23 protein-coding genes and 1 pseudogene are annotated in these 21,411 nt (G+C 36.6%); 5 read left to right on the forward strand and 19 right to left on the reverse strand.

The window, feature by feature from the left end:
- Positions 1 to 223: 223 nt before the first annotated feature.
- Together AC1FXZ_RS13095 and AC1FXZ_RS13100 are read right to left on the reverse strand one after the other, a co-directional pair.
- Complete coding sequence (locus AC1FXZ_RS13095; protein WP_480054323.1) at positions 224 to 958, reverse strand: LytR/AlgR family response regulator transcription factor; 735 nt, start codon at positions 956 to 958, stop codon at positions 224 to 226.
- Positions 927 to 2,705 carry a LytS/YhcK type 5TM receptor domain-containing protein gene (locus AC1FXZ_RS13100; protein WP_480054325.1) on the reverse strand — a complete coding sequence of 593 codons (1,779 nt, stop codon included), beginning with the start codon at positions 2,703 to 2,705 and terminating at the stop codon, positions 927 to 929. Before AC1FXZ_RS13100 ends, AC1FXZ_RS13095 begins: the two co-directional genes overlap by 32 nt.
- Positions 2,706 to 2,864: 159 nt before the next feature.
- On the opposite strand from AC1FXZ_RS13100, the gene AC1FXZ_RS13105 reads away from it, so the two are divergent.
- Both AC1FXZ_RS13105 and AC1FXZ_RS13110 read left to right on the forward strand, forming a co-directional pair.
- Entirely contained in the window at positions 2,865 to 3,410 is a 546-nt protein-coding gene (locus AC1FXZ_RS13105; protein WP_480054327.1) for a manganese efflux pump, read from the forward strand.
- A 158-nt stretch (positions 3,411 to 3,568) separates the two neighbouring features.
- Positions 3,569 to 3,892 (forward strand): hypothetical protein, encoded by a 324-nt coding sequence (locus tag AC1FXZ_RS13110; RefSeq protein ID WP_480054329.1) that lies wholly within the window; start codon positions 3,569 to 3,571, stop codon positions 3,890 to 3,892.
- Positions 3,893 to 4,052: 160 nt separating this feature from the next.
- Here AC1FXZ_RS13110 and AC1FXZ_RS13115 read toward each other — a convergent pair whose 3' ends face one another.
- The 12 genes from AC1FXZ_RS13115 to spoVAC form a co-directional block, all read right to left on the reverse strand.
- Complete coding sequence (locus AC1FXZ_RS13115; RefSeq protein ID WP_480054331.1) at positions 4,053 to 4,313, reverse strand: stage VI sporulation protein F; 261 nt, start codon at positions 4,311 to 4,313, stop codon at positions 4,053 to 4,055.
- Positions 4,314 to 4,407: 94 nt separating this feature from the next.
- Positions 4,408 to 4,506: a YjcZ family sporulation protein gene (locus AC1FXZ_RS13120; RefSeq protein ID WP_480054333.1), complete on the reverse strand. Its 99-nt coding sequence runs from the start codon at positions 4,504 to 4,506 to the stop codon at positions 4,408 to 4,410.
- A gap of 434 nt (positions 4,507 to 4,940) precedes the next feature.
- Positions 4,941 to 5,327: a hypothetical protein gene (locus AC1FXZ_RS13125; protein ID WP_480054335.1), complete on the reverse strand. Its 387-nt coding sequence runs from the start codon at positions 5,325 to 5,327 to the stop codon at positions 4,941 to 4,943.
- A gap of 187 nt (positions 5,328 to 5,514) precedes the next feature.
- Positions 5,515 to 6,183 carry a hypothetical protein gene (locus AC1FXZ_RS13130; RefSeq protein WP_480054337.1) on the reverse strand — a complete coding sequence of 223 codons (669 nt, stop codon included), beginning with the start codon at positions 6,181 to 6,183 and terminating at the stop codon, positions 5,515 to 5,517.
- 269 nt (positions 6,184 to 6,452) lie between these two features.
- Positions 6,453 to 7,376: an NAD(P)/FAD-dependent oxidoreductase gene (locus tag AC1FXZ_RS13135; RefSeq protein WP_480054339.1), complete on the reverse strand. Its 924-nt coding sequence runs from the start codon at positions 7,374 to 7,376 to the stop codon at positions 6,453 to 6,455.
- A gap of 80 nt (positions 7,377 to 7,456) precedes the next feature.
- Positions 7,457 to 7,894, reverse strand: coding sequence for a peptidylprolyl isomerase (locus AC1FXZ_RS13140; RefSeq protein ID WP_480054341.1), 438 nt, complete (start codon positions 7,892 to 7,894; stop codon positions 7,457 to 7,459).
- Positions 7,895 to 8,122: 228 nt separating this feature from the next.
- A complete protein-coding gene (gene lysA, locus AC1FXZ_RS13145) occupies positions 8,123 to 9,442 on the reverse strand; it encodes a diaminopimelate decarboxylase (RefSeq protein WP_480054710.1) in 1,320 nt (439 codons plus the stop codon).
- Between the two features lie 388 nt (positions 9,443 to 9,830).
- Positions 9,831 to 11,312, reverse strand: coding sequence for a spore germination protein (locus AC1FXZ_RS13150; RefSeq protein ID WP_480054343.1), 1,482 nt, complete (start codon positions 11,310 to 11,312; stop codon positions 9,831 to 9,833).
- Complete coding sequence (gene spoVAEA, locus AC1FXZ_RS13155; protein ID WP_480054345.1) at positions 11,296 to 11,871, reverse strand: stage V sporulation protein SpoVABEA; 576 nt, start codon at positions 11,869 to 11,871, stop codon at positions 11,296 to 11,298. The genes AC1FXZ_RS13150 and spoVAEA overlap by 17 nt, the downstream gene beginning before the upstream one ends.
- A 5-nt stretch (positions 11,872 to 11,876) precedes the next feature.
- Entirely contained in the window at positions 11,877 to 12,230 is a 354-nt protein-coding gene (spoVAE, locus tag AC1FXZ_RS13160; protein WP_480054347.1) for a stage V sporulation protein AE, read from the reverse strand.
- 2 nt (positions 12,231 to 12,232) lie between these two features.
- Positions 12,233 to 13,237 carry a stage V sporulation protein AD gene (spoVAD, locus tag AC1FXZ_RS13165; protein ID WP_480054349.1) on the reverse strand — a complete coding sequence of 335 codons (1,005 nt, stop codon included), beginning with the start codon at positions 13,235 to 13,237 and terminating at the stop codon, positions 12,233 to 12,235.
- A gap of 14 nt (positions 13,238 to 13,251) precedes the next feature.
- Complete coding sequence (spoVAC, locus tag AC1FXZ_RS13170; protein WP_480054351.1) at positions 13,252 to 13,719, reverse strand: stage V sporulation protein AC; 468 nt, start codon at positions 13,717 to 13,719, stop codon at positions 13,252 to 13,254.
- A gap of 477 nt (positions 13,720 to 14,196) precedes the next feature.
- Between spoVAC and AC1FXZ_RS13175 the strand changes: the two genes are divergently transcribed.
- Complete coding sequence (locus AC1FXZ_RS13175; protein WP_480054353.1) at positions 14,197 to 14,652, forward strand: DinB family protein; 456 nt, start codon at positions 14,197 to 14,199, stop codon at positions 14,650 to 14,652.
- Between the two features lie 116 nt (positions 14,653 to 14,768).
- Here the strand turns inward: AC1FXZ_RS13175 and sigF are convergent, their stop codons facing one another.
- From sigF to AC1FXZ_RS13195, 4 genes are all read right to left on the reverse strand, one after another.
- Positions 14,769 to 15,533, reverse strand: a complete 765-nt coding sequence (gene sigF / locus AC1FXZ_RS13180; RefSeq protein WP_480054355.1) for an RNA polymerase sporulation sigma factor SigF — start codon at positions 15,531 to 15,533, stop codon at positions 14,769 to 14,771.
- Between the two features lie 12 nt (positions 15,534 to 15,545).
- Positions 15,546 to 15,986, reverse strand: coding sequence for an anti-sigma F factor (gene spoIIAB, locus AC1FXZ_RS13185; protein WP_480054357.1), 441 nt, complete (start codon positions 15,984 to 15,986; stop codon positions 15,546 to 15,548).
- 3 nt (positions 15,987 to 15,989) lie between these two features.
- The gene (spoIIAA, locus tag AC1FXZ_RS13190; protein ID WP_480054359.1) at positions 15,990 to 16,340 is read right to left on the reverse strand and encodes an anti-sigma F factor antagonist; all 351 of its coding nucleotides are present in this window, start codon (positions 16,338 to 16,340) and stop codon (positions 15,990 to 15,992) included.
- Positions 16,341 to 16,507: 167 nt separating this feature from the next.
- Positions 16,508 to 17,671: a D-alanyl-D-alanine carboxypeptidase family protein gene (locus AC1FXZ_RS13195; protein WP_480054361.1), complete on the reverse strand. Its 1,164-nt coding sequence runs from the start codon at positions 17,669 to 17,671 to the stop codon at positions 16,508 to 16,510.
- 898 nt (positions 17,672 to 18,569) lie between these two features.
- Between AC1FXZ_RS13195 and AC1FXZ_RS13200 the strand changes: the two genes are divergently transcribed.
- Both AC1FXZ_RS13200 and AC1FXZ_RS13205 read left to right on the forward strand, forming a co-directional pair.
- On the forward strand, positions 18,570 to 19,124 hold the full coding sequence (locus AC1FXZ_RS13200) for a transposase (RefSeq protein WP_480054363.1): 555 nt from the start codon (positions 18,570 to 18,572) through the stop codon (positions 19,122 to 19,124).
- Positions 19,085 to 19,987, forward strand: a pseudogene (locus tag AC1FXZ_RS13205) (IS3 family transposase); the annotation flags it as partial. The gene AC1FXZ_RS13200 and the pseudogene AC1FXZ_RS13205, both read left to right, overlap by 40 nt.
- 196 nt (positions 19,988 to 20,183) lie before the next feature.
- Here the strand turns inward: AC1FXZ_RS13205 and hmpA are convergent.
- On the reverse strand, positions 20,184 to 21,410 hold the full coding sequence (gene hmpA, locus AC1FXZ_RS13210) for an NO-inducible flavohemoprotein (protein WP_480054365.1): 1,227 nt from the start codon (positions 21,408 to 21,410) through the stop codon (positions 20,184 to 20,186).
- Position 21,411 lies beyond the last annotated feature (1 nt).

The following is a 21,411-nucleotide window of genomic DNA, read 5'->3' on the forward strand; positions in this document are numbered from 1 at the left end:
TATTTTGTGATAACGTGTAAGTAAAAGAGACTAACATGCTTATAACAATGCTTCACATGCATTTTTAAGGTTTCCCCTACCTTCTTTATTTCCTCTAACGCAATTATAATTTAAAAGTTAGCCCTTTACTTATCACAATAAGGATTGGCAAAAGTCAGTTCCATCCCATATTAAAAAAGAGACATGCGTCATTATTAAACGCACACCTCTTGTCTAAAATGTTTTATAATTCTAAACGTTCTCTTAATAGCTTAACATAATTTCTACTCACTGGAATTTCTTCCTTTTTCCCAACAACTTTCACTTGATATGCACCGTTAAACCATGGGATAAGCTGTTCAATTTTATCGAGGTTAACTAAATAGCTTTTATGTGTTCGAAAAAAAGGAAAACCACGTAATTTCTCTTCTAGTTCTTTAATTGGTGTTCTAGAGCTAAATTTACGTGTTTCTGTACAAATTATTGTTTCTCGATCTTCACGAAATAGATACGTAATATCTTCTGGCGATATATAAACAATTCGACCGTCATCTTCCATTGCGAGTTTGGCAACAGAAGTTGAATGTGCTTTCTTATCTTCATTTCTTTCCAATCGTTCTTTAATTCTTACTACTACTTCTTTTATTTGTTCTTCATCAAACGGTTTAACTATATAGTCTAACGCTTGAACTCGAAACGCTTTTACTGCATAGTCAGCATAGGCAGTAGCAAAAATAATAAGTGGTACTTTCTTTAATTTTTGTATAGTCTTTGCTAATTCTAACCCCGACATTTGTGGCATCTCTATATCTACAAATATAACATCGGGTTCTTTTTTTACAATATACTCCAACCCCTTTTCTCCAGAATCTGCTTCTCCAACAATATTTATTTCTTCATATTGTTCAAGTAAATAAATAAGTTCATCTCGATTATACGGTTCATCATCAATAATTATTGTTTTTATCGTTTTTTTCATTCATCTTTCCTCCATAAGCTGGAATTTGAAATGAAACTGTTGTACCTTTCCCTTCCTCACTTACGATCGATAACTTAGACTCTCCACCATACATCATTTCTAGCCGACGATTTATATTAACAAACCCAATACCCGTTCCCGTTTTTGACTGGACCTTTTTTGATCCTAACTCTTTTAAACGTTCGCCTGTAATTCCTTTCCCATTATCACGAATGGAAAGAAAAACGTTCTCTTTCATTTTCTCTATTCGAATAAATAAATAACTATCATGTTGTAACTGTTTTAAACCATGTTTTATCGCATTTTCCACAATCGGTTGTAACGTCATCGGTGGGATTTTGGCAACTAACGCATCTTCGTCAACCTCATAACTCACAGTCAATTTATCAGAAAAGCGAGTTTGTTCAATCTCTAAATACGCTTTAACATGTTTTAATTCTTCTTCTAATGAAGTTTCAGTCGATGTTGTCCCAGCTAAGTTTTGTCTGAAAAAGTGGGATAGCGATACTAACAACCTTCTTGCCTTCTTTGGATCTGTTCTAACTAATGCAATGATTGTATTTAGTGCATTAAATAAAAAGTGAGGACTTACTTGTGCTTGTAATGCTTTAATCTCAGCTTGCTTAGCTAATTCTAAATGCCGATCCACTTCAGACAATTCTAATTGATGGCTTAATAACGTTGATAATCCTTTACTAACTTCGATTGTTGTTGGAGATAGCCCCTTTTCTGACTTGAAGTAAAATTTAATCGTTCCAATTGTTTGTTCTTTTACTTTTAATGGCGCAATAATTGCTGCATTTAGCAAATATTTATTTATCCCACATTCAATTTCTTCTTGTCGGGCTATAACAAGCTTTCCTTCTTTTATTACTCGATTAGTAGCTTTTGTACGAATTTTTTCATTTGTTAAATGATGATCTTCCCCCACCCCGACAAATGCAAGAATTTTCTCTCGGTCAGTAATAGAAACTGCATCAACTTGTACCTCTTTTAAGAGGATTTGGCATGTAGGCAATGCTGATTGCTGAGATAAGCCTTTCCGTAAGTATTTCAATGTCAAGTCCGCGAGCTTTAAAGCTTTTTGAGCTTGAATCGATCCCATTTTTTCTTCCTCTTGAATGACGTTTCGAATAATTAATATAAAGATAGCTGTACCGATCCCATTTGCTACAATCATCGGCACCCCAATATCACTAACCAATAATAAGGCTCGATCAAATGGACGTGCAAGTAATAAAATCACTCCCATTTGAATTGCTTCAGCTAGCATCCCTACAATCAACGCTGCCTGCAAAGAGATAATGCGACTGTTTTTATTTTTTTTATAATAATATCCAGCAATTGCCCCGGCAATAACTGTCGATAACCCACATGCAAAACCCGTGAAGCCTCCTAACAAATACCGATGCACTCCTGCTATAATTCCTGCTCCTACTCCTACTTTCCAACCACCTAGTAAACCCGCTACTACAACCCCAATTACACGGGAGTTTGCAACTGCCTCATTTTCTCCTATATCAAGAATCCAACGAAGGTATGTCGCCTCTTCCGGATTTACCTTTACACCAGTGTAAGTTCCTATAATACCGAATACTCCAAAAATCAGGATAACACTTATACGAGAAGAAGGGGACATTTTTCGCTTTTCAATCAGATGACGAATAAATTTAAAACGTGTCATAACAAAAGCGATTGTAACAATAAGTCCTAATCTCTCAAGCATGATCAAAATTAATTCCCACATACTTCGCATCTCCTAAATCGCTCTTGGTTTCAAATACATGGCTTATTTTATTAAAATAACATGAATTACCTTGAAAACAAATAATAACAGTATATAGTCAATAATAGTGTACACAACTTAACCATATTATTATTAGAGATAACAAAGGAGAGAAGAAAAGTGTCATGGCAAGTCATATTAATTGTAATTGCATCAAATTTAGATGATTTAGGTGTAGGGTTTTCATTAGGCATAAAAGGCCGTATACCATGGCACGTCATTTGGATTATTTCCATTCTTTCAGGGCTTACTATGGGAGCAGGTCTCTATTTAGGGGAAGAAATGGCCTTCTTATTACCTGAACGTCTCCCATCATATCTTTCAGCATTCATATTAGCTAGTATTGGGATTTTATTTCTATATCAAGGCAGAAAAAAGGACGGAAGCGACGACATACATAAAACAACTAGACAAATAAGTTGGAAAGCTGCGATACTCTTAGGCCTAGCTTTAGGGATTGACTCTATCGCTGCTGGGATATCTGGTGGATTATCCGGACTTCCTATCATTATCACAAGTGCATTAGCATGGTTGACCAGTTTCTGTTTTATTTGGCTTGGCTCTAGATTTGGAAGTATACTTTCTGTTTATAATTTTAAAAAATATACAGATTATATCTCTGCTGCAATATTTTTATTACTAGCTCTAGGTATTGTATTTATCTAAAAAAGCTTATCTGACTTTACCCAGTTCCCCTAGCGCATCCATTTCACCCCTTTCGCTGCTTTACTAAATGATTAGTAGAGTTAGGTCAAACACCCTTCCACCAATGACTTAGTTGCATAAACTATAAAAGAATCAAAGACTGCAAAGGAGGCACAAAGGTGAAGGGAAAAAAATTTGAATTTGAGTATGATTTAGGGATTGATCTTGATCGTTTAGGTCAAAAAATTAATTCGAAGAGAAATCTAGATATAGATTGGAACCAGAAATTGTTAGAGCATCTTATAAATAAATTACATGAACGCAAAGAAAAAAGGAAAGAAATTACCAAAATCACCCCTCCACTCCCAGACAAAAGTAAAGCTGAGGAAAAACTTATGGAAAAAGAAGTTATTGAAGAAAAAGATCAAAAGGAGCAATCCCCTAAAAAGAAAAATAAGAAAAAACAAAATAAGAAAAGTAAAAAAAAGAAGAAGAAAAATTAAGGAAGTTTGGGGAAGAAAGGCTAATTGAGAACTATGAAGTCTGCTGAAAAGTGTGTGGTTGTTTCTTTCAGTAGACTTCTTTATTATATAAACGAACTTCTGACTATACCCATAAAAAAACCGAGTAACGGAAAGCCAATCCATTATTCGGTATACAAAATTATTTCTTTTCATTTATCATTTTACCAATTGTATCAAAGTTTAAAGAGTCCGAATCGTTAAGAATCGTTTGCACAATTTGGTCTTCCTTGTCTTTGCTTACAGGCTTATTAGCTACCTTAGAAACGTCGCGTATAAGGTTCCTAACTGTGTTTTCATCTTTAAGGTTTGCATGTTGTACTGAGTTTGCCAGTTTAAATATGTTTTGGATTTTTACTCCTGTCTTCTTCTCAATCTTTTGAAAAAGAAGATTACCTAACAAGAACAGCTCCTCCTTTTGATTTCTTCTAGTATTTAAAGAACTGTCCCATAACCGTTCGGAAACGAATTTGGGACAGTGAAAAAGAATCGTCATATTAGTAGCCGTAACCTACATATGACGCTCCAATAATTACTAACAAGATGAACAATACAACGATTAACGCAAAGCCACCTCCGTGTGCGTATCCTGACATGCCTGACACCTCCTTCACGTTATCTAAAATAGCAAATGTAATCTGCTATTCTTCGTTACTATATGCAAATACAAATTAACTTGTTTGTATGAATGCATAGTTTTTTTATTTTTTCTCTACTCTTTGGTTGTTTTATGGCAGCACAGCAGCCCTTGCAAAATATGAAAATATGCATAAACTAATAAAAAGACATTAGGAATATTACATGCACTAAAATTTATCAATCACCCTTCTAATAAGCCTATTCATATCATAAAAAGTTACCCTTATATTACTGAACCAAGTGATGAACCTTACTGTTAAGCTCCCTGCTTTTATTCAGTAAAGTAAGGCTGCCCTAACCTAAATTTTATCGCAGGCAAACAACTCACATGTATTCAAGCCTTATCGGAGAATTGTCTATACTTAGGTGAACCCCTTCTCTTTTATTAAAATTAAAACCAAGAAAACCCTTTTTTCTCTTGTTCCGTAGAACTTTCATGTTTCTTTTCTTTATCTCTCGGTGGACCAAATAGTAGTCTTTGCCACGGATCAATAATTTCTTCCTTCTTCGGGTCTTTTTTCTTGGAATCTTCCTTCTTTGGTTCTTCCTTCTTTGGTTCTTCCTTCTTCGGCTCTTCATTCTTTGGCTCTTCATTCTTTGGCTTTTTATCTTCCATTACCGGTTTTTCTTCCTCTGGCTTTTTCTTTTCTTTTCCTGGTTTCTCATTGTCCTTCACTAATTTCTTTCGCTTAAGAGTTTTTGACTTTTCCAGTGATTTTAATGGCATTGGTTGTTCTAAGGGTCTTAAACCTTGTAGTGGCTTCTTAGATTGTGTCATTTTTTCGCTTTCCCTCCATTATTTTATCGATATGGTAATACAGTATGGAGAAAGAACAGGGATTGATTGGGTGTTTATGTATATGAGGGATTTTTTTTACTAACGGAGTAATAATGTAGAAAATTGCGCCTTACATTTATTTAGGTTTCGATAAGTTAATTTTTCCAGGAATACAACCATCATCGTTTTATAAAATCATAACCTTATCTAACGTATTGAAAAATCGCTTTGATTGAAATGGTTGATATTCAGCTTCTTTACTTAATTGTAAAAACTCATGAATCTTCATATTCACTTCTTTTTCCAGTGTATCAATTCCCAATATTGATTCATTTTCATACTCATCTACTAACCAAGCAGCTAATCTACTTGGTGATTTTAATATATTGTAAATTGTAATAACGTTAGTAATATTAATAGACTCAAGCATTCGTAGTGTACGTTCGATGTGTTCGAAGACTTCTTCCTCTTCTTCCTTCCAACTAGATTCTAGTATGGATAACATTTTCTTCATTTGATTCTTAGTTTCAACGTCAAATTGCTGCCTCAAGGGGAGTTGATCAATTAAAGAAGCAAAAGTGCGATCGCCTAGCATAATTGTTTTAGGATCCAGATCTTTTATTTGAAAGTAACCAATAAAGGCCGTTGGTAAAAATACATATTGAAGAAAGCCTGCCACAGCTTTTATGTTAGGGAATAGCAATCGAATCGATTCCTGTTGTCCTGAATACATATTTAAAATTTGTCCAACAAAAATTAAGTCATTTTGTTTATAGATTTGTTTTGTTTTGGAAAGCCAGTGTTCATCTTGCTTTGTTTTTTCCTTCCAATATGACGCATATTGGTATTTGCTCATTTTGCACCTGCTTTCTTTATCGTTTTATTTAGAAACAGACAGCCCTACTTTTAGTAGGACTGTCCAATGTCGTTAAATGTCTTTTATCTACAAAAAGTCGCTTATTCCACCTTAATAAGTCAGTATTACAAGGACAAGAAAAAACTGATTTATTAGAGATTATACCAGAGCTAAATCTACCATAACAAAAAAGTGACTACATTTCTTACATGGTTTCTTTTCTCTCATTGATTCAACACTGCTACAGTACTTATCGTCTTTTAACTAGATCACTCTAACCTATTCATCCAATCTTCCTCAACAATTTCGGAATTTAAGTTTATACCGGCTTCATACCCTTCACTTGCAGCACCCATCAATCCAGTGAAACGTTTCGCTGCATCTCCAATTATATATAGCCCATCTACATTTGTTTTTCCATGTTCTTTTGTTTGAAAAGCACCATTTTCTTTTAACTTAACCCCTAATTTTTGAGGGAGAAGTGTTGCTTGTTCTGCACCTGTATTTACCAAAAAAGCCGCCTTCCGTTTTACCGATTCACCGTCCGTAAACACTATCTCTTCTAAAAGTCCATTTGTTGAAGTGAATTTTTCAATCTCTGTTTCAATTAACCTAACTTCATGTTGACTTAATTCTTCCTTTTCCTTTTTCGTCAAAACAGCCGGACCATTTGTTGCGACGATCAAATTTTCACTCCAATTATAAATTAATCTAACATAATGGATTAAATCTTTTTTATTGCCAATCACTGCTAGTGGCCTATCGCGATGCTCCCAGGCATCACAATAAGGACATGAAAAAATTGAGGTTCCATATGTTTCTTTTAATCCAGGGATCGCTGGCAGATTTTCTCTTAAACCAGTAGCAAAAATTAGTTTTCTACTTGAAATTACTTGACCTTTACGTGTTACGATTTTGAACTGTTCGTTATTTTTTTTAACATCATCAACATAATCCCCCATAATCGTTACATGATCATATTTTTTCATTTGCTCATGGCCAATTTCTCGAAGCTCAAAAGGTTTAATGCCATCTCTCGTGAGGAAACCATGAGATTCGTACGTGACTTCATTTCGAGGATGACCAGCATCAACCACTACAACACTTCGACAAGAACGCCCCAGTACTAACGCAGCGCTTAACCCTCCAGGTCCACCACCAACAACGGTAACATCAACCGTTCTATGTTCCATATCCCGTCCTCCTTTAAGATTATTACTATTCCATCCCAAATAAAAAAAGGCAGACATAGTCTGCCCCTAACATCACTATTCTATTCTTCGTCCCAAACCTTTACTTCTTTCATTTCGTCACCTTGCTTAATACGATAAACAGAATCTAACCCCTCAACAACTTGTCCAAAGACCGTATGCACACCATCTAAATGTGGCTGCGGTTCATGAACGATAAAAAATTGACTTCCACCTGTATCTTTTCCTGCGTGAGCCATCGAAAGAGAACCAGCTACGTGCTTATGTGGATTTCCTTCTGTTTCACATTTAATTGAGTAACCAGGACCACCTGTTCCATTTCCAACAGGGCAACCACCTTGTGCTACGAAACCAGGAATAACGCGATGGAATGTTAAACCATTGTAAAACCCCTCGTTCGCAAGCTTCTCGAAGTTTTCAACATGTCCTGGCGCTGCTTCTGGATAAAATTCAATAACTAGCTTTTCACCATTCTCAAATGTAATAGAACCTTTTTTCATATGTATAGCCTCCAATTTGAATAGATTCACCTTATTGTACACGATTCAGATTCGAATGTGAAATTTGATACTAATAGCCAACCACTATTCTTAAAACTATCCCATTTTTTATGTATAACGTCTTTTACTATTCATCCCCATTTTCCTGTTTTAACAGAAAAAAAGATGACACGAGCAAGGTTTCTTCAATTAAAAGCTGAGAAACCTTGTCTGCCATCTTTACCTATGCTATTTTACAACCTTTTTAGCTAAAGGTAAGTCTAATCGTATTAAATCTTCATAACGCTCACGCTTAATAACCTCAAACGCTTCACCGTCTTCAACGAATACAACAGCGGGACGTGGGATACGGTTGTAGTTATTTGCCATAGCATATCCGTAAGCACCTGTACAAAAAACAGCTAAGATGTCTTCATGGTTAGCTTTTGGCAATGGTAAGTCCCAAATTAACATATCGCCACTTTCACAGCATTTTCCTGCAATGGAAAATGTCTCTGTCGCTTCTTCATTTGCACGGTTTGCAAGGATACCTTCATATTCTGCTTGATACAAAGCAGGACGTAAATTATCACTCATTCCACCATCAACAGCTAAATAATCTCGAACATTTGGAATATGCTTTTGAGAACCTACTGAGTAAAGCGTCGTTCCAGCATCACCAACAAGTGAGCGTCCAGGTTCGATCCAGATTTCTGGCATGGTAAGATTAGCTTCTGCAGCTTTTTTCTTTACAACTTCTATCATTTTTGTCACATATTCGCCTGCAGGAAGAGGTGTGTCTCCTTCAATATAGCGAATACCAAAACCACCACCAAGATTTAAAACAGTAGGAGTGAAATTGAATCTTTCCTTCCATTCAGCAATTAATTCAAACATCTTCTCTACAGCCATAACAAAACCAGTCGTTTCAAAAATTTGTGATCCGATATGACTATGAACGCCTAGTAGATTTAAATACTCATCTTCATAAGCTTGATGAACTGCTTCATGAACTTGGCCACTAACAAGATCAAAACCAAACTTTGAATCTTCTTGTCCAGTTGAAATATAATCATGGGTATGAGCTTCGACTCCTGGAGTAATTCGAAGTAGGACATCCATCTTATAATCCCGTTCTTGACAAATACGACTTAATTCTCTTAATTCATAGAAGTTATCAACAACGACACATCCAATTTGAGCTTCAACAGCCATTTCAAGTTCAGCTAAACTTTTGTTATTCCCATGAAAATGTATACGCTCCATCGGGAAATCAGCTTCTATTGCTGTATATAGTTCACCTCCAGAAACCACATCGAGGCTTAATCCTAGCTCTTCGGCTAGCTGGAACATAGCAATACAGCTAAATGCTTTGCTTGCATACGCAACTTGAAACGGAACACCTTCTTTTTTGAATGCTTCTTGAAATTGCTGTGCACGCTCACGAATTAAAGCAACATCATAAACAAATAATGGCGTACCATATTGTTTTGTAAGCTCAATTGTATTAACACCACCTATTACTAGATGTCCTTGATCATTTATTTGACTCGTTCCGTGTGAATACATCATCTGTTGTCTCTCCTTTTTCCTTTTCCAAAGCGTATCAAATTCTCATTTTATAAGAATTTGATAAACCTGTGTAAACTAAAAAAGCAGCTAATGTCCCTGCACTAGCCACTAACAAATGTTACCAAGCATCGACCACAAATCATGTAGTCAACGAACCAGCCATGGCAAACAATATTCTATCACCACTACAGTAATTACTAGGTATTATAAAATAATGTTAACTTTATCATATTAACTATATTTGATCAAGGTACACTTTACTAGGGGACATGGTATTCTTCTTAAGAATTTTTGAGGATATAATATATGCCTAATCATTGCAAATATTATACCCTCTAAAAGCTTAGGATCCATATAACTTCATGTCTTATCCACTTTTATGATCTTATTTTTGCTTAACTTTATCTTGAGGATTTACGATGCTTGGGCGAAATTTAGCAGAAGGAACCGTAGAACGGACTAGAATATGCCACATTGCAGGTGGATCAAACGGCAAAAACGGCCATAAGTATGGTTTTGAAAATGCACGAATTGCTGCAAGGCATATAATAAATAATGTGAACCCTACTACTAGTCCTGGCACTTTAAATGCTGCGACAGCTACAATCAAGAAAATTCTTATCGTTCTCAAAGCAATTCCCATTTCATAACTTGGCGTAGCAAACATACCAATTGCTCCTATCGCCACATATAAAATAACTTCCGGAGTGAAGTAACCAACTTCAATCGCGATCTCACCAATCAACAACGCTGCAACTAAACCAAGTGCCGTTGCAAGAGGAGAAGGAGTGTGTATCGCAGCCATCCTTAATAACTCAATACCGAGTTCTGCAAAAATAATTTGCAAAAACACCGGAATATTGGTTGTTTCATTGGGTCCAATAAAATCAAGAGCCTCCGGTAAGATATCAGGATTCATTGTAAGCAATAGCCAAAACGGCAAAATAAGTAAAGAAAAGAAAATCCCAATAAAGCGAGTCCACCTTAATACCGTACCTATAAAAGGCGCTTGTCGATATTCTTCTGCATGTTGAACATGATGAAAAAATGTAGTTGGTGTAATAATGACACTCGGTGACGTATCAACCATTATTAACACATGTCCTTCAAGTAAGTGGTTGGCAGCTACATCCGGCCTCTCTGTATAACGTACAAGTGGAAATGGGTTCATCCCTTGCTTCACAATATATTCTTCAACTATTTTGTCAGACATCGTTAAACCATCAATGTTAATACCTTCAAGTTCTTTCTTCAATATTTCAACCATCTTAGGATCAGCAATTCCGTCGACATAAGAAATACAAATATCTGTTTGTGATCGCCTACCTACTCGCATAATTTCATTACGTAAGCGATCATCCCTAATTCGACGGCGAGTTAACGCTGTGTTAATTATTATATTTTCAGTATAACCATCACGTGAGCCACGAACAACCCGTTCCGTGTCAGGTTCTTCCGGTCCTCTTGTAGGATAGCTTCTAACATCAATGACAATAGCTTTTTCTTCACCTTCCACTAAGATGAAGACGAGCCCAGATAGCATTTGAGTTGTTGCATCTTCTAGAATAGTCACATATTCTACTTGAATATGTGGCAAGTGATTAACTATAGCAGCATTCACATTGGTACGATCTGTCTTATTGCCTCGTGCATCTAACAACATCAATTCTCTAAGCAATTCTATTATGTACTGAACGTCACATAATCCATTTACATAGTACATTTGAATTTGCTTATCAAAAACCGTTAAAGTACGAACCCCAACATCGAACGAAGTCCCGAAACCAAGTCTCTTTTTCAGCTCCGCCTCATTTTCAACAATGTTTCGTGATATCGGGGTCTGTTGACTCTCAGGTACTTGACTCATGATATCCACTCCGTTCCAAAATGATTTCTACCGCTTGCTTTGTAATAGGGGCCCCTTTGTTTACCCTATCAAAACCAGCCATTTTACCAATGTCCCCTACTCCAACAACAACAGGAATGTCTAACTCATCCAAAATATAAACAGTATCTCCATTTATTCTTCCTATTTCTAAATCTGGTATCCCTTCCTTATCTACTCCAAATTCTGTTAAGTGTCCATAACGGTCAATGCTAACATCCACGTGTGTCCACTCGCTTGAATGAGTAGATGATGCAACCGCAATCGCGCCTAAAACTTCTATCTGTGGATGGGTCGCTACGTATTCCATTGCTTTTTCTCCTACTCCCATTTCTCTTTGACCACAGTCATCAAACATCACAAGAACTGGATCATAGGGAGTTGCCAAAATAAGAGAGACGATTTCTTCACCACTAATAGGAGTCGGATTCCCCCAAGAGTAACTTAGACACCTTCCCCCTATTTCTTTTGCCACTAATTCAACAACATTTTTGGCATGCTCATCTCCATCTGTAATTAAAATCACCTTTCGTCTCTCCAATTTGATCACCCCTTTGGTTTAAAGAAAATAGCTACTAAAAAGCTAAATAAAATAGAAGACGATATTCCAACTGATGTCACTTCAAAAACTCCCATACCAATACCAAAAAATCCGTAACGGTCCCCTTCAGACATGGCTCCGTGAACGAGAGAGTGACCAAAGCTTGTTATTGGAACTGTTGCTCCAGCGCCAGCAAAATCAATCAGCCGATCATACAAATGAAAGCCATCTAGTAACGCACCTGCTACAACAAGTGTGCTTAATGTATGGGTTGGTGACAATTTACAAATATCCATTAGTAATTGCCCGACAAAACAAATTAACCCTCCTACAACAAAAGCTGCAAGATATTCAAACATACTTACTCCTCCCGTTCAAATGACACCGCATGAGCGATACAAGGTATCGACTCTTTTTGTTGAATCATTAACGGACTAAGTAGCGCTCCCGTTGCCACTACTAGCATTCTTTTAATCCGCCCTTCTTTCATTTCTTTCATTAAATGTCCAAACGTTACAACTGCCGGACACGCTGCCCCACTACCTCCCGAAAAGACTGGCTGTTCTTGATGATAAATCATCACACCACAATCTTCATATCGATCTAAGGTGATGCCCTTTTCTTGTACTAGCTTGCGCAAAATTCCAGTTCCTACACGTGATAAATCTCCAGTCACAATCACGTCATAATAAGATTGGTCGCGCTCTGTCTCTCTCAAATGAGTAACAATTGTATCAGCTGCAGCCGGTGCCATAGCAGAGCCCATATCAAAAGGCTGTTTGATCCCATAATCAATTACTTTTCCAATTGTCGCTTCTGTCACTTTAATTTTCGAAGGTTTCTTTCCAACAATTACTGCACCTGCACCAGTCACCGTAAATGTTGAAGACTCTGGACGTTGGCCTGCAAACTCTGTCGGATAACGAAACTGTCGCTCTGCCGTTGCATTATGACTACTCACCGCTGTTAATGCTAAGTTGGCAACACCAGTATCGACAAATAATGAGGAAAGTGCCAACCCTTCCATTACTGTTGCACAAGCAGAAAAGAGTCCAAAAAAAGGCACATCAATGTCTCTAGCGTAATAATTAGACGTAACAATTTGATTAAGCAAGTCTCCAGCAAAAAAGTAATCCATTTCTTCGCTTTTTTTCTCGGCATCCTTTAGAGCTGTTTCTACCGCATCCTTCATTAAACGCCTTTCAGCTAATTCCCAATTATCTTCACCCGCATATAAATTGTCATAGCAAACATCAAAACAATTACCAAGAGGACCTTTGGATTCTTCTGGTCCAACTGCCGTTCCTACCCCCTCTATGTAAACAGGATGATCGAAATGCCATGTTTGCTTTCCTCGTCTTTGCAAATCAAACACGTCCTTTACGAATTAATCAACATTTCTACAAGCATTCTTGTTAGACCCACTAGATACGTTGATAACACACCAAACGCAATAACCGCCCCCGTTAACTTAAACATATTTGCTCCAATACCAAAAACAAGACCTTCACTTTTGTGCTCTAACGCAGCACTGGTCATCGCATTCGTAAACCCTGTAACAGGTACTAACGAGCCTGCACCAGCAAATTGGCCGAGTTTATCATAAACTCCGAAACCAGTTGCTAACGCGGCTAACAAAATGAGTGTCGCTAAAGTGGGACTCATAGCTTCTTCTTGTGTAATAGGTAAATAAGTCATATATATTCGGCTAATTGCCTGTCCAAAAGCACAAATTAAACCACCAACGATAAAAGCTTTTATTCCGTTTTTAAAAATATGGCTTTTAGGTTGATATAATTTTATATTTTTCTGATACAATTCTTTTTGCTTCTCATCTACAGCCAACATTCACACCTCATTTCTCGCTTATCAGACAGAAGAAAGGTCAACACAATATGTAACGTTAGTATGACTAAAGAAGTAATTTATCATTCCAGAAATGGTACATTTTTTGCAAATTCAAGAATAAGCGTTTTTTCATCAAAAATTTCTGAAACAACATGTAAAAGAGTCAACTTTTAAATATCTTTTTGTTACAGAGCTTCGTTTTTCATGCCATAGAGAAGAGGCAGAAAACGATAATTTTCTGCCTCTTTTTCAATCAAAGTAGATTTTATATACTGTTTCTTTATAAAGCTGAACTCCACTCTTCTATTTCAAAAATAAACAACTGTTTTTTTCTTAGGTTCATCCAATGTGGAATATTCTTTTTATGTGTTTTCTATTCGTTGTAGAAACTTTTACAAAATGAATGGTTAACATTTTTCTTTTCTTAGGATTTTTATTACACTAGTAAGTAGACTAAATTAAGGAGTGGTATAGTATATGGCAATTAACGCATTTTCTTTTGCACGTTCAACAAACATTTCAGCTCTTCAAGGGGCGACAGTGGAACAGATTGATAAAGTTCCGGAAGGCTTTTCCAACTCAGTACGTTGGAATGCCGGACATGTTCTCGTAATGGCTGATGCACTTTTGAGTCATTCAGAACATTATGAAGCTGTTCTTCCTTCGCATTACAATGAATTGTTTCATATGGGAACAAGCCCGAAAGATTGGAAAGAAGAGCCACCATCTGTTTCAGAAATAGTTGAGTTATCTGAAAAGCAACTAAGTGTTGTGAAAGCTCTTTATGAACAACACGCTAACAAAACACTTCCAAAACCATTTGAACTACATGGATATACCTTTGGAACAGTAAATGAATTGCTTAGCTTTATTGCATTTCATGAAGGAATACATTCTCAAGCAATTAAATCTTTGCTTAAGGCGCAGCAATAAGCAATTAGTACATTTATAAGGACAACAGTGTCCTTTTCTAAAAAACATACTAAAGAAGGACCTGCTCTCTATTTCTTCAAGAGTCAGATCCTTCTTTTTAGATAACCTCTACTTTATTAGACATCGCCCATTTCTAGCTTCATCTGTTCGAGAATTTTCTTCTCAAGCCTTGAAACTTGAACTTGTGAAATCCCAAGTCTTGTAGCGACTTCTGATTGAGTTTGATCTTTATAGTACCGAAGATACACAATCAATCTTTCTCTTTCGTCAAGATCGCGTATCGCTTCCTTCAAAGCAATTTTATCAAACCACTTTGTTTCAGCTTGATCGGCAATTTGATCTAGGAGCGTAATCGGATCTCCGTCGTTTTCATATACTGTTTCATGAATAGAGGATAGCGACCGATTGGCCTCACCTGCAAAAACGACTTCTTCTGGGGAAATCTCTAACGCTTCAGCTATCTCATTCACCGTTGGGGTACGCCCAAGGGACTTCGTCATCTCATCTTTCATTTTGCGAATTTTATTTCCTAGTTCTTTAATGGACCGACTTACCTTCACCGTACCATCATCACGCAAGAAACGCTGTATTTCACCAATAATCATCGGTACAGCATAGGTAGAAAATTTCACTTCATAAGATAAATCAAATTTATCAACTGATTTAATTAGCCCAATACAACCAATCTGAAATAAATCATCAGCCTCATAGCCACGGTTCATAAAACGTTGAACAACAGACCAAACAAGTCGTGTATTTCGGTTAACTATTAAATCACGAGCTTCATGATCCCCATCTTGGCTTCTAGCAATGAGAGCTTTTACTTCTGCGTCAGTAAAATGAGCTTGTTTTTTCTTCTGTTGTTTTACCTCGACATCCATAGGCAAAACTCCTTAATTACACATAGCTTTGCTATTTGTGAGTGTTTTTTTTACATAAACAGTTGTACCAATCATTGGTTCTGATACGACTTGGAGTTCATCCATGAAGTTTTCCATAATGGTAAAACCCATGCCTGAACGTTCAAGTTCTGGTTTGGTTGTAAATAGTGGCTGACGAGCCTCTTCAATATCTTGAATGCCCAGTCCTTCATCACGAATCGTAAGTTCTATCGTACCTTCTTCAAGCGTACAATGAATATAAACCATTCCATCTGGCTGGTTGTTATAGCCATGAATGATCGCATTTGTAACAGCTTCAGACACTACGGTCTTAATTTCTGTCATCTCATCCATTGTCGGGTCAAGTTGAGCAATAAAGGCTCCTACAGTCACACGAGCAAACGACTCGTTTTGACTTTGAGCAGAGAATTTTAAGTCCATCACATTTTGCATCACTTAGGCCACCCCCAAAGTCTGTAAAGCAAATTGTTCACTATCTTCTAGACGGATTATTTTAAATAAACCTGACATTTCAAACAAGCGTTTTACAGATGGAGAAATCGCACAAACAACCATCTCTCCTCCATTTGCTTTAACTTGTTTATATCTGCCTAGAATCACCCCTAAACCCGAACTATCCATAAAGGATAATAATTCTAAGTTTAAGACAATATGCTGTACTTGGCCGTCTGCTAGCACCTGTTCAACCTGCCCTCTTAATTCTTCAGCTGTATGATGGTCTAGCTCTCCTTCTAGCCGAACGAGCAACACGCTTCCTTTTTTCTCCAAATCAATTTGTAAACTCATTTAATCACTCCCTCTAGTTCGCTCACTCATGAGTTTTTGTTAGATGAACCTCCCATTTAGATAGATTCATCCACCATTTTTCTAGAGAGAATTTCTCCATTTTGTGTTGTTCTTCCTGCCAACTGACAAAACTAGTCTTCATTCGTAAAAACTAGTCAAAACAAGCGTTAAGCAGCGCCAAATTTTGCAAGGGTGCGCTTAAATAGCTTCCACCAAGACGCTTCAAAGACATCATCACCAGCGACTAATGGTGTTTCACTAAGGACTTCTCCTTCTTTTTCAATGTAGAGAGTACCAACATTGTCTCCTTTTTTAACAGGCGCACGCAAATTAGCATCGATCTCAAGACGTTCTGTTACATCATCAATCTTCACGCCTTTTTTCGTTAAAATTGATACTGATTCAGAAGTAACAACAGGAATATCGTCTTTATCTCCTTTACTTACCTCAACATCTGCTAATACATGGTCGCGATCATATAACTTATGTGTTTGGAATTGACTAAAGGCATAGTCGAGCATTGATGTAATTTGGGCGTTACGCTCTTTTGGAGAAGGAGCTCCCATAATAACCGTAATGACACGCATATCATTTTTCTCAGCTGTTGCCGTTAAGCAATACATTGCTTCACGTGTATATCCTGTTTTTAGACCATCAACACCAGGATAAAATTTAACTAACTTATTTGTATTGACGAGCCAAAATTTATCTTCTTCTGAATCTGCACGTAAATAATCCTCGTAAATACCTGTGTAATTCGTTATTTCATCATATTTTAATAACTCTTTTGAAATCATCGCTAAATCATATGCTGTTGTATAGTGGTTCTCTGCTGGTAGACCATTGGTATTAATAAAGTTTGTATTCTCAAGGCCTAATTCTTTTGCTTTTTCGTTCATCATTACAACAAATTCTTCTTCCGTACCAGCAATAAATTCAGCCATAGCTACGGATGCATCGTTTGCAGAAGCGACTGCAATAGCTTTTAGCATATCGCTTACACTCATTTCTTCTCCAGGTTCTAAAAAGATTTGTGAGCCACCCATTGATGCTGCGTATTCACTTGTACGAACCATATCATCGTAAGCAATTGATTCCTTCTCTATTGCTTCCATAATTAACAGCATTGTCATAATTTTCGTCATACTAGCAGGTGGTAATTTTTCGTGACTATTTTTGTCAAAGATGACCTCTCCTGTATCACGTTCAATCACAATTGCTGAAGATGCATTTTCCGCTAACTTTGCCTTTTTTTCTTCAGCACTTACCACCGGCGTTAAGACACCTAAAACAAGGCATACGGTTAAAAAACTGGATAGAACTTTCCTCATCTCCATCCGACCTCCATCTCATATTCGTAGTCGTCCTTAGGCGCTCCTATCTACTTACCAAAATAGGAAACTCCACCCAAGTTGGCTACATTCCATTCTTTCCAAGTAGTTTTCTCCTTATACATAGATGAGAATATTTCCAATGAAATGGAACGCTAGTTAACTAATATTGCCTATGATAGGATGAGATAAGATTCATTTTAATGTGAATTGATTTCTTACTTAAATGTTAGTGGTATTGAGAATGACTTTTTTTAAAACTTAGCAAGGGAATGATTACTATTTTATATTTTCTTCAAATTGGGTTTGTTCTAGTAGCAATCTCCTATTTTTGGTATATAACTATGAAACAAAGAAGTTGGAAATTTGCTATTTTCCTTAGCATGATAACACTTGGTGGATTAGGAATATTTCTAGATAAAACCATTCCCTATTCATTGTTTATACTGAGTAACTTGAAAACTTTGAATTACTCAAACAACAATTTGAAGAAGAGCATACGAAGAATGTCACAAAATCATTTAAAGCCCTTTATGAAGCAGAACCTTTATTCGAAGAAATGGACATGTTACCAGACGGAGAATGTATGAATAATCTTGACTTATCCATATGTCATAGTGAAACACACTTTTCTATTACATTGAATGATCAAACCTATCTAGATTTAGATCTATTAAAGGATAACTATATTTTCAATGATTACCTTATCATAAGCGAAGAACATACAAATTACTTCTTGCCACATACTGAGATAGAACTCACAGAAGGATCTCTCTCAGCTGAGTATACGAATATAACTTATGAAGTAATTGGGGACATACGGAGGTAAATGCAAAAAAACCTCGAAGCTTTGAGCCGCCCCCCAAAAGTTAGACCAAACTTTTGGGGGTGTTTTTTTATGGCTAAATATGATGATGAATTTAAGTTAAGGATTGTTAAAGCATATCTGAGTGGAGAAGGTGGTTACCGAAAATTGGCAAAAGAATGGGGGATGTCAGATTCTAAGCCTCTAAGAAATTGGGTTCGTATCTATAACACTGTGGGCGAAAAAGGATTAGAAAGAAGAAAAACACCTAAAAGCTATTCTGGGAAATTCAAGCTAGATGTTATACACTATTACCAAACTAGTGGAGAGTCTTATCTTGATGTTGCCATTAAATATAACCTTTCAAATCCAGGAATAGTGAAACATTGGCACCAAACATTTTTAGAAAGCGGACTAGAAGGACTCTCAAAACCAAAGGGGCGTCCAACTATGTCAAAGAAACCAAAAAAACAACAAAAAGCAGAAAAGAAGCTAACACGAGAGGAACAATTAGAACGCGAGAATGAACTCTTACGCGCGGAGTTAGCTTTCATAAAAAAGCTCCGAGCTTCAGGGGAAAATATACCGAGCCGACTGCTAAAACAGAAGCCAGAGTCATTCAAGAACTCCGACAAGACTTCAAATTAGTGGTTCTCCTTGAAGCTACAGGCATGAAAAAAGCAACTTATATGTATTGGCAAAAACAAATGAATACAACAAATAAAGATGAAGAAATTGAACAACGAATCAAAGAATTGTTCGAGGAACACAATGGCAATTACGGTTATCGCCGGATCACAAAAGAACTTCAGGGTAAGGAAATGATGATTAATAAGAAGAAAGTACAACGAATTATGCAGAAACTTGGTTTGAAGTGTATCTCATATACACGCAAATCACGTAAATACAGCACGTATAAAGGAAAAGTTGGTACCATAGCGAATAATCGTATTCATCGCCGTTTTTACACGAGTGTTGTGCATCAAAAAATCACAACAGATACAACAGAATTTAAATATTATGACAGAGATAAAAATGGCAATATCCAAATTAAGAAAGCTTATTTTGATCCTTTCTTAGATATGTTTAATAGTGAAATTATCTCTTACCATCTCTCAAAACAACCAAATGCTAAAGCCATCATTGAAGCTTTGGAAGAAGCCATTGAACGGACAGATGATTGCCCTTATCGCCGTACATTTCATTCAGATCAAGGCTGGGGCTATCAAATGAAAGTTTATACACATAAGTTGAAAGAGCATAAAATTTTTCAAAGTATGTCTCGAAAAGGGAACTGTATCGATAATTCACCAATGCAAAATTTCTTTGGCATCATGAAACAAGAAATGTACTATGGAAAAGTCTACCATAGTTTCAAGGAACTCGAACAAGCCATTGTTAAGTATATAGACTACTACAATAACAAACGAATCAAGGAAAAGCTGCATTGGATGAGTCCGATTCAGTTTAGAGAAGCGCGACAAGGGCTTCTCTCCACCGTGCCTGCTTAATTGTTTTACAAGAACATCTAGCTGTCAAGAGCCACTCCGTTCCTTCTCTTGACAGCTAGATAACCCTGTAAAAGATGGTTGTTAAGCACGGTGGTGAAGATTCTTGAGAACACAAAAAATCGGAGTAGGATTTCTACTCCGAAAAAAGTTTAACTTTTTGGGGTCACCTTACTTATAGACTTCGAGGTTTTTTATTTTATGACTTTACCACTTCTTTTAAGTTAAGAGAAGGACCAAAGAATTCATATTGAATATTTTCCTCATTAATTCCTAACTTTTCTAGAATTACGACAATGGCTTTCATAAATGGCACAGGTCCACATACATAAAATATCGCTTCTTGTTCCTTCACTATTTTCTCTAAAAACGCTTGGTCAATATAGCCTTCGTGATCAGAAGTGTTTGACTCCCTATCTTTCGTTGTTGGATTCGCATAACTAATATAACTTGCAGCACTAGTAAGTGTTGAGATGGTTTCTTTTACTTCTGTTCCAAAAGCATGGACATCACCATTTCTTGCGGCATGAACGAATGTCACTTTTCGATTTGGCTGTTTTGCAGCAATCGTCTTTAGCATGCTCATCATTGGTGTTACACCCACTCCACCACTAATCAAATAGACTGGTTTTGTTTCCTCAGTATTCAGTACAAAATCTCCTGCAGGTGCGCTTAGCTCAATTTCAGCTCCTACATCATAGCGATCATGCAAATAATTTGATACTTTCCCAGCTGGATCTCCTTCGTTTTCACGCTTTACCGATATCCGATATGTGTCATTGTTTGACTTGTCAGATAAACTGTATTGTCTATTTAGAAGATAGCTTTCGCCTTCCACCTGAAGGCGAATAGAGACATATTGTCCTGGTAAAAAACTTGGTACCCTTTGACCATCCTTTGGTTTTAAATAAAAAGATGTAATTAAATCGCTCTCTTTTACTTTTCTCACAATCTGGAAAGGTTTAAAGTCTTTCCAACCACTTTCCTGTTGTTCAGCCTCTTGATACATTTCTTTTTCAACTTGAATAAAAACATCAGCTATAACCCCGTAAGCCTCTCCCCACGCTTGTAAAATTTCATCAGTTGCAGCTTCTCCTAACACATCTTTAATTGCTTTTAACAAGAATTCACCGACAATAGGATAATGCTCTGCTTTCACTGCCAAACTCCGATGTTTATGCGCAATTTGTTTAACAGCTGGTAGTAATACCTCTAATTGGTCAATATATTTAGCTGCAGCTGTTACGGTATTCGCTAAAGCCGTTTGTTGTCTTCCTTTTTTTTGGTTTGCATGATTAAAAATGTTCAATAATTCTGGATGAGACTCAAACATTGTTTTGTAAAAGTGTGTTGTGATTTCTTCCCCTTTGACTTCAAGAATTGGTGCTGTTGCTTTAACTACATCAATTGTTTTTTGAGATAACATA

The organism is Halalkalibacter sp. HAAS-P014 (assembly GCF_056619965.1).

Bases quoted from the DNA above. Each gene is read 5' to 3' on its own strand.
- AC1FXZ_RS13095 (WP_480054323.1), bottom strand. From the start codon at position 958: ATGAAAAAAACGATAAAAACAATAATTATTGATGATGAACCGTATAAT.
- AC1FXZ_RS13100 (WP_480054325.1), bottom strand. From the start codon at position 2,705: ATGTGGGAATTAATTTTGATCATGCTTGAGAGATTAGGACTTATTGTT.
- AC1FXZ_RS13120 (WP_480054333.1), bottom strand. From the start codon at position 4,506: ATGTCAGGATACGCACACGGAGGTGGCTTTGCGTTAATCGTTGTATTG.
- AC1FXZ_RS13125 (WP_480054335.1), bottom strand. From the start codon at position 5,327: ATGACACAATCTAAGAAGCCACTACAAGGTTTAAGACCCTTAGAACAA.
- AC1FXZ_RS13130 (WP_480054337.1), bottom strand. From the start codon at position 6,183: ATGAGCAAATACCAATATGCGTCATATTGGAAGGAAAAAACAAAGCAA.
- AC1FXZ_RS13135 (WP_480054339.1), bottom strand. From the start codon at position 7,376: ATGGAACATAGAACGGTTGATGTTACCGTTGTTGGTGGTGGACCTGGA.
- AC1FXZ_RS13140 (WP_480054341.1), bottom strand. From the start codon at position 7,894: ATGAAAAAAGGTTCTATTACATTTGAGAATGGTGAAAAGCTAGTTATT.
- lysA (WP_480054710.1), bottom strand. From the start codon at position 9,442: ATGTATTCACACGGAACGAGTCAAATAAATGATCAAGGACATCTAGTA.
- AC1FXZ_RS13150 (WP_480054343.1), bottom strand. From the start codon at position 11,312: ATGAGTCAAGTACCTGAGAGTCAACAGACCCCGATATCACGAAACATT.
- spoVAE (WP_480054347.1), bottom strand. From the start codon at position 12,230: ATGTTTGAATATCTTGCAGCTTTTGTTGTAGGAGGGTTAATTTGTTTT.
- spoVAC (WP_480054351.1), bottom strand. From the start codon at position 13,719: ATGTTGGCTGTAGATGAGAAGCAAAAAGAATTGTATCAGAAAAATATA.
- AC1FXZ_RS13175 (WP_480054353.1), top strand. From the start codon at position 14,197: ATGGCAATTAACGCATTTTCTTTTGCACGTTCAACAAACATTTCAGCT.
- sigF (WP_480054355.1), bottom strand. From the start codon at position 15,533: ATGGATGTCGAGGTAAAACAACAGAAGAAAAAACAAGCTCATTTTACT.
- spoIIAB (WP_480054357.1), bottom strand. From the start codon at position 15,986: ATGCAAAATGTGATGGACTTAAAATTCTCTGCTCAAAGTCAAAACGAG.
- spoIIAA (WP_480054359.1), bottom strand. From the start codon at position 16,340: ATGAGTTTACAAATTGATTTGGAGAAAAAAGGAAGCGTGTTGCTCGTT.
- AC1FXZ_RS13195 (WP_480054361.1), bottom strand. From the start codon at position 17,671: ATGAGGAAAGTTCTATCCAGTTTTTTAACCGTATGCCTTGTTTTAGGT.
- AC1FXZ_RS13200 (WP_480054363.1), top strand. From the start codon at position 18,570: ATGGCTAAATATGATGATGAATTTAAGTTAAGGATTGTTAAAGCATAT.
- hmpA (WP_480054365.1), bottom strand. From the start codon at position 21,410: ATGTTATCTCAAAAAACAATTGATGTAGTTAAAGCAACAGCACCAATT.